General features: G+C 70.9%; 17 protein-coding genes. 7 read left to right on the forward strand and 10 right to left on the reverse strand.

Annotation, left to right across the window (positions count from 1 at the left end; genetic code table 11):
• Positions 1-6: 6 nt before the first annotated feature.
• The 3 genes from ligD to ACZ55A_RS08840 all read left to right on the forward strand — a co-directional run bounded on the left by ligD (position 7) and on the right by ACZ55A_RS08840 (position 2,586).
• The gene (ligD, locus tag ACZ55A_RS08830) at positions 7-978 is read left to right on the forward strand and encodes a non-homologous end-joining DNA ligase (RefSeq protein WP_468836279.1); all 972 of its coding nucleotides are present in this window, start codon (positions 7-9) and stop codon (positions 976-978) included.
• 108 nt (positions 979-1,086) lie between these two features.
• Entirely contained in the window at positions 1,087-2,145 is a 1,059-nt protein-coding gene (locus ACZ55A_RS08835) for a glutathione S-transferase family protein (protein WP_468836282.1), read from the forward strand.
• Positions 2,146-2,286: 141 nt separating this feature from the next.
• Positions 2,287-2,586 carry a hypothetical protein gene (locus ACZ55A_RS08840; RefSeq protein WP_468836285.1) on the forward strand — a complete coding sequence of 100 codons (300 nt, stop codon included), beginning with the start codon at positions 2,287-2,289 and terminating at the stop codon, positions 2,584-2,586.
• 36 nt (positions 2,587-2,622) lie between these two features.
• Here ACZ55A_RS08840 and ACZ55A_RS08845 read toward each other — a convergent pair whose 3' ends face one another.
• A complete protein-coding gene (locus ACZ55A_RS08845) occupies positions 2,623-3,951 on the reverse strand; it encodes an aminotransferase-like domain-containing protein (RefSeq protein WP_468836288.1) in 1,329 nt (442 codons plus the stop codon).
• A 138-nt stretch (positions 3,952-4,089) separates the two neighbouring features.
• Here ACZ55A_RS08845 and ACZ55A_RS08850 point away from each other — a divergent pair, with 138 nt between their 5' ends.
• Positions 4,090-4,908, forward strand: coding sequence for an alpha/beta fold hydrolase (locus ACZ55A_RS08850; protein WP_468836292.1), 819 nt, complete (start codon positions 4,090-4,092; stop codon positions 4,906-4,908).
• A 76-nt stretch (positions 4,909-4,984) separates the two neighbouring features.
• On the opposite strand, the gene ACZ55A_RS08855 is transcribed toward ACZ55A_RS08850, so the two are convergent.
• A complete protein-coding gene (locus ACZ55A_RS08855; protein WP_468836295.1) occupies positions 4,985-5,803 on the reverse strand; it encodes a class I SAM-dependent methyltransferase in 819 nt (272 codons plus the stop codon).
• 166 nt (positions 5,804-5,969) lie between these two features.
• Here ACZ55A_RS08855 and ACZ55A_RS08860 point away from each other — a divergent pair, with 166 nt between their 5' ends.
• Complete coding sequence (locus ACZ55A_RS08860; RefSeq protein ID WP_468836298.1) at positions 5,970-7,580, forward strand: alpha/beta fold hydrolase; 1,611 nt, start codon at positions 5,970-5,972, stop codon at positions 7,578-7,580.
• A 112-nt stretch (positions 7,581-7,692) separates the two neighbouring features.
• The gene (locus ACZ55A_RS08865; RefSeq protein WP_468836300.1) at positions 7,693-8,148 is read left to right on the forward strand and encodes a pyridoxamine 5'-phosphate oxidase family protein; all 456 of its coding nucleotides are present in this window, start codon (positions 7,693-7,695) and stop codon (positions 8,146-8,148) included.
• Between the two features lie 40 nt (positions 8,149-8,188).
• Here ACZ55A_RS08865 and ACZ55A_RS08870 read toward each other — a convergent pair whose 3' ends face one another.
• From ACZ55A_RS08870 to ACZ55A_RS08890, 5 genes are all read right to left on the reverse strand, one after another.
• Entirely contained in the window at positions 8,189-9,061 is an 873-nt protein-coding gene (locus ACZ55A_RS08870) for an amino acid ABC transporter permease (RefSeq protein WP_468836303.1), read from the reverse strand.
• Positions 9,058-9,702: an amino acid ABC transporter permease gene (locus tag ACZ55A_RS08875; protein WP_468836306.1), complete on the reverse strand. Its 645-nt coding sequence runs from the start codon at positions 9,700-9,702 to the stop codon at positions 9,058-9,060. Before ACZ55A_RS08875 ends, ACZ55A_RS08870 begins: the two co-directional genes overlap by 4 nt.
• Positions 9,703-9,721: 19 nt before the next feature.
• Complete coding sequence (locus ACZ55A_RS08880) at positions 9,722-10,651, reverse strand: glutamate ABC transporter substrate-binding protein (protein ID WP_468836309.1); 930 nt, start codon at positions 10,649-10,651, stop codon at positions 9,722-9,724.
• 14 nt (positions 10,652-10,665) lie between these two features.
• Positions 10,666-11,409, reverse strand: a complete 744-nt coding sequence (locus ACZ55A_RS08885; RefSeq protein ID WP_468836312.1) for an amino acid ABC transporter ATP-binding protein — start codon at positions 11,407-11,409, stop codon at positions 10,666-10,668.
• Between the two features lie 140 nt (positions 11,410-11,549).
• Positions 11,550-11,990, reverse strand: a complete 441-nt coding sequence (locus tag ACZ55A_RS08890; RefSeq protein WP_468836315.1) for a DUF6278 family protein — start codon at positions 11,988-11,990, stop codon at positions 11,550-11,552.
• A gap of 214 nt (positions 11,991-12,204) precedes the next feature.
• Between ACZ55A_RS08890 and ACZ55A_RS08895 the strand changes: the two genes are divergently transcribed.
• Complete coding sequence (locus tag ACZ55A_RS08895; RefSeq protein WP_468836317.1) at positions 12,205-14,022, forward strand: SGNH/GDSL hydrolase family protein; 1,818 nt, start codon at positions 12,205-12,207, stop codon at positions 14,020-14,022.
• A 125-nt stretch (positions 14,023-14,147) separates the two neighbouring features.
• Here the strand turns inward: ACZ55A_RS08895 and ACZ55A_RS08900 are convergent, their stop codons facing one another.
• The 3 genes from ACZ55A_RS08900 to pcaDC form a co-directional block, all read right to left on the reverse strand.
• Positions 14,148-14,927, reverse strand: a complete 780-nt coding sequence (locus ACZ55A_RS08900) for an exodeoxyribonuclease III (protein ID WP_468836319.1) — start codon at positions 14,925-14,927, stop codon at positions 14,148-14,150.
• 53 nt (positions 14,928-14,980) lie between these two features.
• Entirely contained in the window at positions 14,981-15,622 is a 642-nt protein-coding gene (locus tag ACZ55A_RS08905) for an MBL fold metallo-hydrolase (RefSeq protein ID WP_468836322.1), read from the reverse strand.
• Positions 15,623-15,754: 132 nt separating this feature from the next.
• Positions 15,755-17,038, reverse strand: coding sequence for a bifunctional 3-oxoadipate enol-lactonase/4-carboxymuconolactone decarboxylase PcaDC (gene pcaDC / locus ACZ55A_RS08910; protein WP_468836324.1), 1,284 nt, complete (start codon positions 17,036-17,038; stop codon positions 15,755-15,757).
• Positions 17,039-17,797 lie beyond the last annotated feature (759 nt).

A 17,797-nucleotide genomic window follows, 5' to 3' on the forward strand; every position in this document is an offset into this window, starting at 1 on the left:
CGAACCATGGCCCCCAGCGCCGAGCATGCCTCGGCCCCGTACCCCGTGATCCGGCCGATGCTGGCCGCGATCGGGCCGCTGCCCGACGAGCACGAGGAGACGGCCTGGGCGTTCGAGGCCAAGTGGGACGGTGCGCGCTGCATCGTCAACACCCCGGGGGACGGCACGCTCCGGCTGATCACCCGGGCGGGCAACGACGCGACCACCACGTATCCGGAGCTGGCGCCCCTCGGTGCGCAGCTGCGGGGCAGGCCCGCGGTGCTCGACGGCGAGGTGGTGGTGCTGGACACGCGCGGACGGCCGGATTTCGGGCTGCTCCAGCGCCGGATGGGTGTGGTCAATCCGCGCCGGACGGCCCGGCTGGCCATGGAGCACCCGGTGCATCTGATCCTCTTCGACGTGATGTACCTGGGCGGCTCGCTGCTCGGCTCGCCGTACCACGAGCGCCGGGCCGTCCTGTCGGAGCTGCGGTTGCAGGGGCCCAACTGGTCCTCGCCCGCGTACGTGGCGGGCCATGCGCAGCAGGCATGGGAGGCCTCCCTCCAGGCCGGGCTCGAAGGCGTGGTGGCCAAGCGGCTGACCTCGCCGTACGTGCCCGGGGTCCGCTCACCCGACTGGCGCAAGACCAAGCATCTCCAGACCCTCGACGTGATCATCGGCGGCTGGCTGGAGGGCCATGGCGGGCTCGCCGGGCTGCCCGGTTCCGTGCTGGTCGGCGTCGCGGAGCCGGCCGGTCTGCGGTACGTCGGCTCGGTCGGCTCGGGGCTGTCCGAACGGGAGCGTCAGGAGCTCGCGCAGTATTTGGGGGTGATCCCGCTCGGCCACTCCCCGTTCCTCAACCCCGTGGACGCGGCGGACCCGCACTGGGCCGAACCCCGGCTGGTCGCCGAGATCACGCTCACCGGCTGGACCGCGGCCGGCCGGCTGCGGCACCCGATCTGGCACCGGCTGCGGCCCGATCTGACGCGGCTGGGCTGAGGCGGGCACAGCGGTGATGCGCCGGGCGGCTGACGCGGGGGGATATCGGCGCCGCTCCGGGAAGGCTCGCCATGAGCACCTGGCATCCGCGGACGGAAGGAGTCGGTGATGCCCTCCCACCCCACCGGCGGCAGCGACACCTGCGGCAACACCGAGTACGGCCGAGCCACCTTCAAGCGCGCCAAGAGCCACTTCGCGGACCGCATCACCGCCGACGGCCGTGACGGCTGGCCGGTCGAGGCCGGCCGCTACCGGCTGGTGGCCAGCCGTGCCTGCCCCTGGGCGAGCCGCGCCGTCATCTCGCGGCGGCTGCTCGGTCTGGAGAACGCGATCTCGCTCGCCATCCCCGATCCCCTCCAGGACGACCGCAGCTGGCGCTTCACCCTGGACCCGGACGAGCGCGACCCGGTCCTCGGCATCCGCTTCCTCAGCGAGGCCTACGACGCCCGCGAGCGCGGCTACCCCGGCGGGGTCAGCGTCCCCGCCCTCGTCGATGTCCCCAGCGGGAAGCTGGTCACCAACGACTTCCAGCAGATCACCCTGGACTTTGCGACGGAGTGGCGGGCGCTGCACCGGCCCGGCGCGCCCGACCTGTACCCCGAGCCGCTGCGCGAGGAGATGGACGTCGTCATGTCGGGCGTCTACCGGGACGTCAACAACGGCGTCTACCGGGCCGGTTTCGCCACCGGACAGAGTGAGTACGAGGCCGCCTTCCACGATCTGTTCCGGCGCCTCGATCTGCTGTCCGACCGGCTGTCCGGCCGCCGCTACCTCATGGGCGACCAGATCACGGAGGCCGATATCCGGCTGTTCACCACGCTGGTCCGCTTCGACGCCGTCTACCACGGGCACTTCAAGTGCAACCGGTTCAAGCTGGCCGAGAACCCGGTGCTGTGGGCGTACGCCAAGGACCTCTACCAGACGCCTGGCTTTGGTGACACCGTCGACTTCCACCACATCAAGCAGCACTACTACCGGGTGCACACGGGCATCAACCCCACCGGAGTCGTCCCGCTCGGTCCGGATCTGTCCGGCTGGCTGGCCCCGCACCACCGCGAGGAGTTGGGCGGACGGCCGTTCGGCGACGGCACCCCGCCGGGCCCGGTCCCGTCGCCCGAGGAAGTGCCGCCGACCGGACGCCCGGAACAGCTGCGGCTGGGCGCCTGACCGGCCCGGAACGGCCGCTCTCCTCCGCTGACCACCGCGCCCGTACCGTGAGACCCTGAGAACAAACAGGGTCATACAACGACATACGGTGCGAACTGTGCGACGTCGAGACAACCAAGATCCACGCGAGGAGTGAGCCCGATGAGGATGGTCCTGAAGGCCCGGGTACCGACCGAGGCCGGCAATGAAGTGCTCCGCAGCGGCAATATGTCGAAGATCATGGAGAACGCCATCGCCGCCCTGAAACCGGAGGCGGCCTACTTCGCCCTCGAGGACGGCGACCGCACCTGCTACTTCTACTTCGACATGCAGCAGTCGTCGCAGATGCCGCCGCTGCTCGAATCGTTCTTCATGGAGCTGAACGCAAAGGTCTCGATCCAGCCGGTGATGAACGCCGATGATCTGCGCATCGGCCTCGGCGACCTGATGAGCGGCACCTGACCGCCGCCACACCGCGGCACCGCTCGCTCCCGCGCCTCACTCCGGACCGGTGTCCTCCGGCGTGCCGTGCGCCAACTCGCCCAGGACACCGAGCGCTTCGGCGAGCGCACCCGGCGACGGGGAGGCGAGCGCCAGCCGTACGGCGTTGGGCGCATGACCCGGGCCGACGGTGAACGCCCCCGCGGGGGTGACCGCGATACCGCGGCGGGCGGCGGCCGCGACAAAGGTGTCGGCCCGCCAGGGCTCCGGCAGCTCCCACCAGCAGTGATAGGCATGCGGATCGGCCCGTACGCGAAACCCGGCGAGCCTTTCGGCGACGATCCGCTGGCGGGCCGCCGCATCCGCACGCTTCGCCGCCTCGACGGCCGCCGCGGTCCCGTCCGTCATCCAGCGGGTCGCCGCCTCCAGCGCGAAGTGGGAGGCCGTCCAGGTCCCCGAGCGCAGCGCCGACGCGACCTCCTGGGTGGCACCTGCGGGCACGGTCAGGAAGCCCAGGGACAGGCCGGGCGCCAGCCGCTTGGACAGGCTGTCGACGACCACCGTGCGCTCCGGGGCGCGGGCCGCGAGCGGGGTAAGGTCGGCCCGGAGGAATCCGTAGATCGCGTCCTCGATGGCATGGATCTCCAACTCCCGCAGCACATCGACGAGTTCCGCGCGCCGCGCGTCGGGCATGGTGATGCCCAGCGGGTTGTGCAGGGCCGGCTGGAGGTAGACGGCGCGCAGCGGGGCGGCCTCCCGCACCGCCGCGGGCGTCAGACCGTGCTCGTCCATCGCGAGCGGGACGAGGGTGACACCGAGGCGGGCCGCGATGCCCTTGACGACGGGGTAGGTGAGGGCTTCGACGCCGAGGCGTTCGCCGGTCGGGACCAGGGCGGCGACCGCGGCGGCCACGGCCTGCCGGCCATTGCCCGCGAAGAGCAGCTGACCGGGGTCCGGGGCCCAGCCGGCCCGGGCCAGGTGGGCCGCCGCGGCCTGCCGGGCCGCGGCCGTACCCGCCGCACCCACCGGGCGGAGCGCCCCGGCCAGCGCCTCGGGGCGCAGCAGTGACTCCAGGCTCTTGGCCAGCAGCGCGGGGTGGTCCGGCAGCACCGGGAAGTTGAGCTCCAGATCGATCCGGGCCTCACCCGGCTCCGCCAGCGCCGGCTCGGCCGTGGGGGCGACGCTGCGGACGAAGGTGCCCCGGCCGACCTCGCCCACCGTCAGACCCCGCCGGCTCAGCTCCCGGTACACCCGGGCCGCCGTCGAACTCGCGATCCGCCGCTCACGCGCGAACCGACGCAGCGGCGGCAGCCGGTCACCGGGCCGGAGCCGCCCGGCCGCGATATCCGCCGCCAGCCCGTCCGCCAGCACGCGATAGTCCTCCACCGACCGCACCCCTCCCAGGACACCAAGGACACCACCCTGCCCACCATATTGCACCGAGCACATTATTTCTATTGCACCGACCATTGCACGCCCATAGCATCGAGAGCACACCGAAGCAGAGGGGCGGGGATGCAGCGCATGGGACGGTCCGTTTTCGGCGAGCTCACCATCGGATACGACGACGAGGGCAGCGGTCCGGCGCTGGTGCTCCTGCACGGGCACCCGTTCGACCGCTCGATGTGGCACCCGCAGACCGCACACTTCGGCCGGGCCGGCTGGCGGGTGATCGCCCCGGATCTGCGGGGCTACGGCGACAGCTCGGTGGTGCCGGGCAAGACCCCGCTGGAGACCTTCGTACGCGACGTCGTGGCCCTGCTCGACCGGCTCGGGATCGAGCGCTTCGTCCTCGGCGGTCTGTCCATGGGAGGCCAGATCGTCATGGAGTTCTACCGGCTCCACCCGGAGCGGATCCGCGCCATGATCCTCGCCGACACCTTCGCCGCGGCGGAGACGGCCGAAGGCAGGGCCGCGCGGTACGAGATGGCCGCGCGCCTGGAGCGCGAGGGGATGGCCGGCTATGCGCAGGAGGTCCTTTCGAAGATGATCGCGCCGCACACCATTGACGCCCGGCCGGACGTGGCCCGCCACGTCCTGGGCATGATGACCGGCACCCCGCCCGAGGGCGCGGCGGCCGCACTGCGTGGACGCGCCGAACGCCCCGACTACACGGCGCTGCTCCCGGACATCGCGGTGCCGGTGCTGGTGGTCGTCGGCTCGGACGACACATTCACACCGGTCAGCGACGCCCGGGAGATCCACCAGCGGGTGCCGAACGCCGAGTTGACGGTCATCGACGGGGCGGCACATATGCCGAATCTGGAGCGGGCGGACGCCTTCAACGCCGCGCTCGCCCAGTTCCTCACCGCACTGCCGGAAGCGGCCGGCGCACCGACCTGACGGCATCTCCACCTGTCTACTGCCGCCCCCTACCCCTACCCCTGCCCCTCCCCCTACCCCCCTCTCCGGCCCCGGCTCACCCCGCCCGCCGGCCGTACCCCAGCAATGCGGCATGCGGCAGCACCAGAGCGCCGTCCGGTGTCATGAACTCCGCGGCCAGCACGGTGAATTGACGCCGTATGCGCTCGGTCACGGCCGGCCCCTGACTGAGCACGGTCCGGCCGATGGTCGCCACTCCGGCCGCCGGACCGCCCCACCACTCCTCGGGGGTCGTCCGGTGGTCCCAGGTCAGCGCACGGCAGCCGGCCTCCACCAGCCCCGCCCCGCGCAGCAGTCCGGCCAGACCGTCCACCGTCCGCGGAAAGTCGTCCTCAGGCGCGAGTGGCGGCAGGTACGAGGGGCGCTGCACGCCGGCCGCCTGTACGGCGCGCCCGAGCAGCGCCTGTCCGGGCGCCGCGGGCACCGCCCAGATCGTCAGCGCGATCCACCCGCCCGGCCGGGTCACCCGGCGCAGTTCGTCAAGGGCGACTCTCGGCCGTCCTACGTGATTGAGTACGAAGTTGCCGACGGTCGCGTCGAACTGCCCGTCCCGGAACGGCAGTTGCGGGAGCGCGGCGACCTGCACATACGCCTGAGGGACGGTACGGCGCGCCCGCCGGGCCATATCGGGCTCGGCGTCCACGGCGGTCACCCGCGCTCCGCGCTCCCAGGCGGCCGCGGCGACCGCGCCCGGCCCCGTCCCGACGTCCAGGACCCGGGTGCCCGCCCGCACCCCCGCGGCGTCCAGCAGCCACGGCACCGTATGGGCGCAGAGCCTGCCGAAACCGGCCTCGTAGGCCGCCGCTTTCCCCTCCCACGCGCGGCGTTCGCTCGCATCGAATGCCGTCCGCACCATTGCTCCGACTCCCCCTGGATCCAAGGACGTTACCCAGCCGTAACCTACCGACGGGTTACCAGAGGTAAGGGGTGGACCTTACTCTCCAGTCAATTCGGGCCTTCCGTACGCCCCTCCTGTCCTGCGACAGCGTACGGGCGGCCCGCTTCGAGATCTGGAGCAGAAGATGACGCCCTCCCGCACGACTCTGCGTGCCGCAACAGGCACCGTCTCGGCGGCCGTGCTGGCCACCACGGTCCTCGCCGGCGCGCCGGCCACCGCCCAGGCAGCCGTACCGGATTCCGCCCGTACGACGGCGGCGGCCACCGCGGCCGGATCGCCCGGCGTGAGGTTCGTCGACATCGAGGGCGACGGCGGGGTGACCCTCAAGGCGAACGTCTTCACCCCCGCCGACGCCGACGGGACCCGGCGGTACCCGGTCCTCGTGCTGCCCACCAGCTGGGCGATGCCGCAGGTCGAGTACATGGCACAGGCCAAGAAGCTGGCGGACGCGGGCTATGTGGTCGTCGGTTACAACTCGCGTGGGTTCTGGCAGTCCGGCGGGCAGATCGAGACGGCCGGGCCGCAGGACATCGCCGATGCGTCGAAGGTCATCGACTGGGCGCTGGCCCATACGCCGGCCGACCGGCAGAAGGTCGGTATGGCCGGCGTCTCGTACGGTGCCGGGATCAGCCTGCTGGCATCCGCATTCGACAAGCGGATCAAGGCGGTTGCCGCGCTCAGCGGCTGGGCCAACCTGATCGACTCGATCTACAGCGGGCGCACCGAGCACCGGCAGGCGGCCGCGGTGCTCGGCGGTGCGGGCGCGCTGACCGGGCGGCCCAGCCCCGAACTCCAGACCATCCTCAAGGACTTCCTCAGCTCGAACCTCGCCAAGGAGCAGGACATGATCGAGTGGGGGCGGAAGCGCTCCCCCGCCACCTACCTCGACAAGATCAATGCCAACGGCACCGCGATCATGCTGGGCAACGCCTGGGGCGACTCCATCTTCCCGCCCAATCAGTACGCCGACTTCTACGAGAAGCTGAAGGGCCCCAAGCGGCTGGAGTTCCGCCCCGGCGACCATGCGACGGCCGAGGCGCCCGGGCTGTTCGGACTGCCCGACGACACCTGGACCAACACCAAGCGCTGGTTCGACCACTACCTCAAAGGCGCGGACAACGGCATCGACCGCGAGTCGCCGGTACTGCTCAAGTCCCGTTCCACCGGCGCCTACGAGGGCTACAAGAGCTGGAAGGACGTACCGTCCGCGCACCGGAGGATCGCGCTGGACGGCAGCAAGCAGATCAACACCAACTGGGACTCCGGCGCCGACGGCGGGCTGATCTTCCTCTCCAGCATGCTGGACCAGTTCTTCCGGCTGCCCCCGATGGCCTCGATTCCGCTGCTGCCGCGCTCACTTGCCGCCGTCTGGAAGTCCGAGCACTACGAGACCGGGCAGCGGGTCCGTGGCACCACACAGCTGCACACCACCCTGACCAGCACCGCGGAGAGCGGCACCGTCATCGCCTACCTCTACGACGTGGGCCCGCTGGGCATCGGCAAGCTGGTCACCCACGCCCCATTCACCTTCCACGACAAGACCCCGGGCCGGCCCTTCGGCGTCGACCTGGATCTCTTGTCCACCGCCTATGACGTCCCGGCCGGGCACCGGCTGGCGGTGGTCGTGGACACCGTCGACCCGCTGTACAACGAGCACAATCCGAGCGGCGCACGACTGACGTTCTCCTCCCCGGAGGGCGATCCGTCGTATGTCTCGGTCCCGGTACGCGACTGACCGGGAGGGGCCACACACAGGGGCGTACGACGCCGGACCCACGGCTCGTACGCCCTCGGTCCTACGGCCGGCGCCCGAGGCGGCGGCCGCTCCGCGTCGCTAGCCTCCCGCCATGGCCAACTTTCCACCGGCACGCGATGCCGGGCAGCGCAAACGTGATGCGCTCGAACGGCTGGAGAAGGACGAGGACGCCTGGGTGTCCACGGCGTCCGGTGAGGGTGCGCCCTGCCTCGTCCCGCTGTCGTTCGTCTGGCACGACGGACGCCTGGTGATGGCCACCAGGAAGAACAATCCGACGGCCCGCAATCTGGCGGCCAACGGGGAGTGCCGGGTGGCGCTGGGGCCGACGCGTGACGTGGTGCTCATCGACAGCACGGCGGAGGTCATCGCCTCCGACGCGCTGCCGAACGCCACCGGCGCGGCCTTCGCCCGCAAACTCGGCTGGGACCCCCGGGGCCGCGAGGCCTGGGTCTTCCTCGCCTTCCGGCCCCGCCGGATGCTGGTGTGGCGGGAGGAGAACGAGCTGGCGGAGCGGGAGTTGATGCGGGACGGGGTGTGGCGGGTGTAGGGCCTGGGATGGCGCGCAGCCTCCGCTGAGCCCGGGCCGCCTACGGCGGCGGCTGCTGGTGGCGGCCCGGCAGCAGGGTGCCCGGTTCCGGCGCGGCGACCTCGACGGCCTCGACCTTGGGGTTGCGCTTCTGGCGCCGGGAGACCCAGTTGGCCAGCCAGGACAGCAGCATGCACATCCCGATGTAGATCGGCGAGATGATCATGACTACCGGGATGAACGGCAGGTCGTAGTCGAGGTTGGAGGCGATGAGCTTGCCGGCGTGCAGGAACTCCTCGTAGGTGATCAGGAAACCGAGCGAGGTGTCCTTCAGGGCGACCACCAGCTGGCTGATGATCGCCGGCAGCATCGCCCGGACCGCCTGCGGCACCAGGACGTGCGTCATGACCTGGGTCTTGCGCATGCCCAGCGCATAGGCGGCCTCCCGCTGGCCGCGCTCGACGGAGTTGACGCCGGAACGGAAGACCTCGGCGAGCACCGAGCCGTTGTAGAGGGTCAGCCCGGCGACCAGCGCCGGCAGTGGTGCCACCTGGAGCGCCACATAGATGAAGAAGATCATGACGAGCACGGGCATGGCGCGGAAGAACTCGACCAGCAGGGTGCACACCCAGCGGACCGGCCGGTGCTCGGAGAGCCGGCCGGTCGCCAGCACCGCGCCCAGCGCCAGCGACAGCACCGCCGCGAAGCCGAACGCCCGCAGGGTGTTGCCGAGGCCGCGGAGCAGCAGCTCCTGGATCCCCTTGTAGAGGAAGGGCGTCCACTTCGCCGCGGTGAACTGGCCGGTGGCGAAGAGGAGGTAGAGGATCCAGGCGATCAGGGCGAGGATCGCGGCCGTCGCGCCGAGACCGTAGAGCCGGTGCCGCGCCCGGGTCCGCGGGCCCGGGACGTCGTAGAGGGCGGAAGTGGTGGTCATCGGGCGGCTCCGAAGCGCTTCTCCAGGACATTGAAGATCGCGCTGATGGTCAGGGTCACGATCAGATAGCCGACGGCGATCCAGATGAAGGTCCAGATGATGCTGTAGCCCATCTCGTTGAGCGGCTTGTAGACGCCGAGCAGTTCGAAGACGCTGAACGCGCCGGCGATCGCGGAGTTCTTGGCGAGCGCGATCAGAGTCGAGCCGATGGGCGGGATGACGGACCGGAAGGCCTGCGGGAGGACGATGTCACCGAGGGTCTGCGGAAAGGTCATCCCGAGGCTGCGGGCCGCCTCCCCCTGGCCGACCGGCACGGTGTTGATACCGGAGCGCACCGCCTCGCAGATGAAGGCGGAGGTGTAGCAGCCGAGCGCCAGGATGGCGAAGAGCTTGAAGGGCAGTACGAGACCGAAGCGCGGCAGGCCCAGGACGACGGCGAAGAACAGCAGGGTCAGGGGCGTGTTGCGCAGCACCGTCACCCACGCCGTGCCGAACGCCCGCAGCGAGGCCACCGGTGCGACGCGGAAGGCCGCCATGAGGAAGCCGAGGGCGAGCGCGAGCAGCGAGGCGTAGACGGTGAGTTCGACGGTGCCCAGCAGACCCTCCGCGTAGAGGGAGAGGTTGTCGAGGAGAACGTTCATCGGTCGGTTCCTTGGCTCCTCAGGTCGCCGGGTAGCGGTCGATCGGGGGCGGCTTGGGGGCGGGCACACCGGACAGGCCGAGGGTGGCGTCGTACGCCTTCTTCCAGTTGCCGTTCTTCTCGTCCGCGGCGAGCGCGTCATCGAGCGCGAGGCGCAGTGCGTTGTCGCCGCGCGGAACACCGATGCCGTACGGCTCCTCGGAGAACGGCTTGCCGACCACCTTCAGCTCGTCGGGCACCTTGGCGGCGTAACCCAGCAGGATCGCGTCGTCGGTGGTGACCGCGGCGACCTGGTAGGTGAGCAGGTTGTCGACGCACACCGAGTAGGTGTCGTAGGCGACCAGGACCGCCTTGGGGTACTCGGACTGGATGCGCTGGTACGGCGTCGAGCCGGCCGCCGAGCAGACCCGTTTGCCGGCCAGGTCCTGCGGGCCCTTGATGTCGTTCTCGTCGGCGCGCACCAGCAGCGCCTGGCCGGCCATGTAGTAGGGGCCGGCGAAGCCCACCAGCTTCTTGCGCTTGTCGTTGATGGTGTACGTGCCGACGTAGAGGTCGATCTGGCCGTTCTGCAGCGCCGTCTCACGGTTGGCGGAGGCGATGGTCTTGAACTGGATGGTGCTCGGCGGAAAGCCGAGGGCGGCCGACATCATCTTGGCGATCTCGATGTCGAAGCCGGAGTAGAGGCCGGAGGCCGGGTCCTTCTCGCCGAGGTAGGGCTGGTCCTCCTTGACGCCGATGACGAGATGGCCGCGGCGCTTGGCCTTCTGCCAGGTCGGGGAGTCCGGCAGCCGGAAGTTCTTCGCGACCGGGTACTGCGGAAGTTCGCTGCCCTTGGGGCCCTTGACCGGCGGACTGCCTTCCCGGCCGCAGCCGGCGAGGGCCAGCGCGAGCAGGCCGAGCGCGAGGGCCACCAGGGCACGGCGCAGGCGCGTGGAGTGACTGTGCGGCATCGCAGCGCCCCCGTTCAGTGCTTGAGGATCTTGGAGAGGAAGTCCTTGGCCCGCTCGCTGCGCGGTGCGGTGAAGAACTCCTCGGGGGTGCGGTCCTCGATGATCCGGCCGTCGGCCATGAACACCACGCGGTTGGCGGCGGAGCGGGCGAAGCCCATCTCATGGGTGACCACGACCATCGTCATGCCGTCCCGGGCGAGCTGACGCATGACCTCCAGCACTTCGTTGATCATCTCCGGATCGAGGGCGGAGGTCGGTTCGTCGAAGAGCATGGCCTTGGGGTCCATGGCCAGCGCGCGGGCGATGGCGACGCGCTGCTGCTGGCCGCCGGAGAGCTGTGCGGGGTACTTGTCGGCCTGGGAGGCGAGCCCGACCCGGTCCAGGAGTTCCCGGGCGCGCCGCGCGGCCTCGTCCTTCCTCTTCTTACGGACCTTGATCGGCGCCAGCATGATGTTGGCGAGCACGGTCTTGTGGGCGAAGAGGTTGAAGGACTGGAAGACCATGCCGACATCGGCCCGCACCTGGGCCAGCGCCCGGCCCTCGTCGGGCAGCGGCCGGCCGTCCAGCTCGATGGTGCCCGACTCCACGGTCTCCAGCCGGTTGATGGCGCGGCACAGGGTGGACTTGCCGCCCCCGGAAGGCCCGATGACCACCACCACCTCGCCGCGGTCGACGGTGAGGTCGATGTCCTGGAGAACATGCAGTTCTCCGTAGTGCTTGTTGACCCCGCGCATTTCGATCAGCGCATCACCGGCCATATGCAGTCCTGCCCACTCTCATCCGTACAGCGGAGAGCCCGCAACTTACCGGTGCAAAAGGGGCACTTCTCCACTGACACGCACGTATCAGCAGATAGGGGCGGATAAATCAGGCAAGCCGGCCGATCGCCGCACGGCCGTCAGGACTCGGAGACCTCGGCATAGACCTGGGAGAGCTCCGGCGCGCCGGTATCGGCCCAGTCATGGCCCGCCGCCACCACATCGATCTCCCGCCCGGACTCCAGCCGGACCACCGGCTGCCCGTCCGGCCACACATGCCAGACCGCGCCGCGGACCGTACGCACCAGGACCGTGCCGAGGTAGAGGCCCGCGTCATTGCCCAGCCACGGCAGCACCTCCGGGTCGTCCCGCCATACCGGCTGAAGCTGGTCCAGCAGCTCCAACGACCTTACGGAGTCGTCCAGTTCGACCCCCGCGGCGGCGGCCTGGTCCCGGAGCAGCTCGCACTCGGACAGCAGCTCGACGACGCTGCCGGGATCGGCCCGCACCGACTCCGCGAGCGGCATGGACCGGTGCGCATGCTGACGCTTACGCCACTTGTCCAGAAAAGACATGTTCATGGTGTGAGGGTCCCACCCGACCTGTGGTGCGGGCCACAGGCGCGCGGCGCAAGCGGACGCCGTTCCTCGCCTTGACGCTCCCCCTCCCTCTCCCTACCTTCATGGCGCTCGGATCGGATCGGCCGGATCCGTCGAAGCCCCCGCGCACCCCGGGGAATCGGCCGGATCGCAACGCACACCTGCCCGTTGATGCCTCCCGGAGGGACCCCGACCGATGCGCCTACGACGACCTGCCAGCGCCCTGACCCTGCTGCTCACCGCCACGGCCCTGCCCGCCACGTCCGTCGCGGCGACCGCCGCGACTCCCCTCCCCGCGCACCACGCAACCCACCCGCAACGCCTGTCGAAGCTCTTCGACAACCGGGCCATCAGTGACAACTCCCGCCCCGGCACCGCCGACTTCGACGGCGCGGGCCACTCCCTCTCCGCCCAGGACCTGGCGGCGGCCGGCTGGTCCCCCGGGAGCGTACTGACCCTCGACGGGGCACGGGTCCGCTGGCCCCGTACCGCCGGGGCACCGGACAATGTGCGGGCGGACGGGCAGGCGGTGGCGGTCTCCGGCCGGGGTGAGGCACTGACCTTCCTGGTGGCCGGGACCGGCGGCACGGCCTCCGGCACCGGCACCGTCCGCTATCGGGACGGCTCGCACAGCTCCTACGAACTCACCGCGCCCGACTGGCGGTCCGGCCCGCTGACCACGAAAGCGGTCGCACTGCCGCACCTCAACGGCCCGGGCGGACAGCTGGACGAAAAGGCGCGGCTGTACGCGGTGGCCGTACCGCTGCGCGCCGGCCGGGAGGTGGCCTCCGTAACCCTCCCCAGAGCCGCGCACTCCCCCGCCACCCTGCACGTCTTCGCGGTGTCGGTACGGGACACCGGGCGCGGACGGACCGGGAGTTGGGCAGCGAGCACCGCTGGCTACCGGGCGGTCGGCCCGTGGACGGACCGTACGCTGCGGCTGGTCGTCCACAGCGGCGCGGGCGGGCCACGGGCGCGCATACGGATCGCCAACAGCTTCGCGGCAACGCCGGTGGAGATAGGCGCCGCCAGTATCGCGTTACGCGGTACGGGCGCGGCAGCACACGGCACACCCGTACCGCTGACCTTCGGGCGGGGCCGGACCGGGGTCCGGATAGCGGCCGGTGCCGAGGCGTTCAGCGATCCGGCGGCCTTCACCGTGCCGCCCGGCTCCGATCTGCTGGTGAGCCTCCATCTGCCGGGCAGGGTCGCGGCGGCGCCGGTGCACCAGGAGGCGACCCAGCTGTCCTATCTGAGCGCGGCCGGCAGCGGGGACCGTACGGGAGACACCGGGGGCGCGGCCTACCCGGAGACGATGACCAGTTGGCCGTTCCTGACGGGGCTCGATGTCGAGGGCGGGCCCGGCTCGATCGTGGCGCTGGGCGATTCGATCACCGACGGGACGAAGTCGACCAGCGGCACCAACCGCCGCTGGCCGGACGTGCTGGCCGCCCGCTTCCAGTCGCAGAGCGCACTGCCCCGCTACGGCGTGCTCAACCACGGGATCTCGGCGAACCGCATCGTGACCGACCGCTACCAGGGCGACGGCATCAGCACGGACACCGGCGGGGTCAGCGCCCAGCACCGGCTGGAGCGGGATGTGCTGGCGCAGCCCTCGGCACGCACCGTGGTGGTCTTCGAGGGCATCAACGACGTGCGCTGGGACACCTCGGCCGAGGACGTCATCGCCGGTCTGCGGGCGCTCACCCGACGCGCACACGAGCGGGACCTGCGGGTCGTCGCGGCGACCCTCACCCCGTGCGGCGGCTACCCCGACTGCACCCCCGCCGCCGAGGCCCGCCGCCAAGCGGTCAACACCTTCCTCCGCACCACCGCCGACACCGACGCGACCCTCGACTTCGACGCCGTCCTCCGCGACCCCCAGCACCCCGAGCGGCTGCTCCCCGCCTACGACAGCGGGGACCATCTCCACCCCGGCGACAGGGGCCTGAAGGCCCTGGGCGAGGCGGTGAACCTAGGAGAGCTGGTGCCGGGGCGGCCGGGTCCGGGGTGAGGAGGATGTGCGAGAGGACGGAACCCACGCACGAACCCGCGAGCCCCGCCCCGACCTGTCCTGCCCTGCCACCGCATGTCCTGCCCCGCGCGGCGGCCTACAGGACCCTGCGGACACACCGCGCCCTAGACGTCGAGATCCACCACGACCGGGGCATGGTCCGACGCGCCCTTGCCCTTGCGCTCTTCGCGGTCCACATAAGCATCCGAGACGGACTTGGCGAACGGTTCGTTGCCGTAGACCAGGTCGATGCGCATCCCGCGGTTCTTGGGGAAGGCGAGCTGGCGGTAGTCCCAGTACGTGTACGGCCGGTCGTACTTGAGGGGGCGCGGCATCACATCCGTCAGCCCCGCCTCGCGCAGGGCCGTCAGGGCGGCGCGCTCGGCGGGCGTGACGTGGGTGGCGCCGACGAACACGGACGGGTCCCAGACGTCCTCGTCCGTCGGGGCGACGTTGTAGTCGCCGAGGACCGCGAACGGACGGGCGCCCGCCGCGTCCTCGGCGACCGCCGTCTTCAGCGCCTCGAACCAGCTGAGCTTGTAGGTGTAGTGCGCATGGTCGATCTCGCGGCCGTTGGGGACGTACACCGACCAGATGCGGACCGGGCCACAGGTCGCCGAGATGGCGCGCGGCTCCTGCACCCCTTCGTAGCCCGGGCCGCCAGGAAGCCCCAGGACGACGTCCTCCAGCCCCACCTTGGACAGCAGGGCGACGCCGTTCCACCGTCCGTCGGCGTTGACCGCGGCCTCATAGCCGAGCTCGCGCAGCTGGTCGTACGGGAACTGCTCGGCGGTGCACTTGGTCTCCTGGATGCCCAGCACATCCGTGCCGGAGCTCTCCAGCCAGGCCAGCAGCCGCGGGAGGCGGGCGGTGATCGAATTGACGTTCCAGGTCGCGATGCGCATGTCTGTAAACCTACAGCGAGGCACTGACAGCCGGGCCCACCGCCGGCCGGCCCTCAGCCGACCGCGGTGCTGCTGCCGGGGGTGAGCCGGCCGTGGTCGGTGCCGCCCAGCTTGTCGATCATGGAGTCGTAGACCGGGCGGGCATGGTCCTGCAACAGGCTGTCGTGGATGTCGATGGCCCGGCGGGGTGCGACCGCACGGACGTAGTCGATGACCTCAGCGACCTTGTTCCAGGGGGCGTGGACGGGCAGCAGCAGGGTGTCGACCGTACGGCCTTCGGGGACGGTGAGCGCATCACCGGGGTGGAACACCGCCCCGCCGTCGAGGAGATAGCCGACGTTGGTGATCCGCGGAATGTCGGGGTGGATGACGGCATGCAGCTGACCGTGCACCTCGACCTCGAAGCCGGCCGCGGTGAAGGTGTCGCCCTCACCGACCGTGTGCACCCGGCCGGGAAAGGCTGCCGAGAGCTGCTCGGCGACGCTGGCCAGGGTCCAGATCTCCGCCCCCGGATTGGCCTCCATACCGGCCCGCAACCGCTCCTCGTTGAAGTGGTCCATGTGCTCATGCGTGACCAGGATCGCGTCCGCCCCTACGGCCGCGTCCTCCTCACTGAACAGGCCGGGGTCGATGACCAGCGTCTGCCCGTCCTTCTCCAGACGGACACAGGCGTGGGTCTTCTTCGTGAGTTCCATGCCCCCATCTTGCCGCGCGGACCACTCACTCACGCGGGCACTTGGGCCACCCGTCATGTCGTTGAGCCATGTCGTTGAGCCGACCGCGCAAGAAGCCGGAAATCCAAAGAGGTACAGGTGCTCCCGGCCCCTTCACGCCTCCGGTGTCGTCTCCTCGCGGATCACCCGCTGGGCGACGGCGAAGGCGGAGTTGGCGGCGGGGACGCCGCAGTAGATGGCGGTGTGCAGGAGGACTTCCTTGATCTCCGTGGGGGTCAGGCCGTTGCGGAGGGCCGCGCGGGTGTGCAGGGCCAGCTCGTCGTGGTGGCCGCGGGCGACCAGCGCGGTGAGCGTGATGATGCTGCGGGTGCGGCGGTCCAGGCCCGGGCGCGTCCAGGTCTCGCCCCAGGCGTAGCGGGTGATGAAGTCCTGGAAGTCGCCGGTGAAGTCGTCGGCCGCGGCCTGGGCCCGGTCCACATGGGCGTCGCCCAGGACCTCGCGGCGGATCTTGATGCCCGCCTCATACGTGCCGCCGCGGTCCGGGTCCGGCTGGGCGAGGCCGGACTCTATGGCGGCGGGCGGTGCCTGCGCGGGCGGCGGGGGCGCGATCTGCGGCTTCGGGGCGGAGGCGCCTATGGCGGCCTGGCCGCCGGGGCCCGGCTTGTCGTGCCAGGCGGTGCTGAAGTGCCGGATGAGGAGTTCGGTGACGGCCGAGGGCTGCTCGACGGGGGCGAGGTGGGAGGTGCCGGGCACCAGCGCCAGGCTCGCGTCCGGGATCCCGGCCACCAGGGTGCGGGCGTCGGTGGTCGGGGTGACCTGGTCCTCGGAGCCGGCGACGACGAGCGTGGGGACGCCGATCCGGCCGAGGGAGGACCGTACGTCGTAGGAGGCCAGCGCCTCGCAGGCGGCGATGTAGCAGCCGGGGTCGGTGGTCCGCACCATCTGGACGGCCCATTCGACGATGGCGGGCTGGGTGCCGGCGAACGCGGGCGTGAACCAGTGCTCCGGCGAGGTACGGGCGATGGGGTCGAGCCCGTTGGTACGGATGACCACACCGCGCTGCCGCCAGGCGTCGGCGGTGCCGTAGCGCGGCGACGAGGAGACCAGGGCGAGCGAGGTGACCCGGTGCGGGCGGGTGAGCGCCAGCTGCGTGCCGATGGCGCCGCCGATGTTGCAGCCGGCGTAGCCGAACCGCTCGACGCCGAGTGCGTCGAGGGTGGCGACCAGGCGGTCGGCCAGCTCGGCGATGGAGGGCGTCGCGTGGGCGGGAGACCCGCCGTGTCCGGGCAGGTCGAAGCGGATGACGCGCCAGTGGCGGGTCAGCTCGGGGATTTGCCGGTCCCACATGTGCCAGGTGGTCCCGAGGGCGGCGCCGAGTACGAGTACGGGCGCGTCGTCGGGGCCGTCGATCCGGTGCTGCAGGGTCTTCTCGCTCACCCGGCCACGCTACCGACTCTCTGACGCGATCCTTACATCCGGGTCAGGAGGAGCCGTCGGAGCGCGGCCACCGATCGCGCCCGAAGCGGGATCTGCGCAGGTCAGATCCTCACCGTGGAGATGACGCAGACGATCGCGTGACCCGGCTCGTCGTAGCTCACCATGATCCTCTGGTACGGATGCGGTGCCTTGCTCGTGATCAGGGCCGGGGTCTTCTGACCCGGAGAAGTGGCGTTGCAGGGTGCGCGCCGGCATCTCACTCACACCCGGCACGCTCTGAAATCTCACCGCCGTCCAAGGCCGAACCCTCCTGCACTCTGCTGGCCAATCTGCCAGCTGCCTGCCAACAGCTCGCCAACGCCTGCGACAGGTACGCCGACCACGTCGAAACTGCCAGCAAGAAGTCCTGAGGAGAAACCGCCTCCGATGCGTTGCTCGACAGCGGCGGAGGTTCCGTCTGGGACAACCCTGCCTTCGGAGGCAACGGTGAGGACGGGGGGCTCCACGCGGCGGTCTCTGGTGACGACCGCATCATGGCCCTCGCCAGCCTGGGCCACAGTCTGGACTCCTCGGAGTCGCGCGTACGCGTTCCGCAGCCCGACCCGGCCCCCTGGAAGCCAAGCCCGGTCCTTCCGCCAGGGCTCCCCCTCCCGCTTCCTCCTCGCGTCCCCATCATGATCCCGGCCGGCTACACCAAACCCGATCCGAGCCTGTACCGTCCGGCGATGCCGCCACCCGTCCCTCCGGACCCCCCGGTTC

Source organism: Streptomyces sp. NPDC034111 (assembly GCF_055575375.1).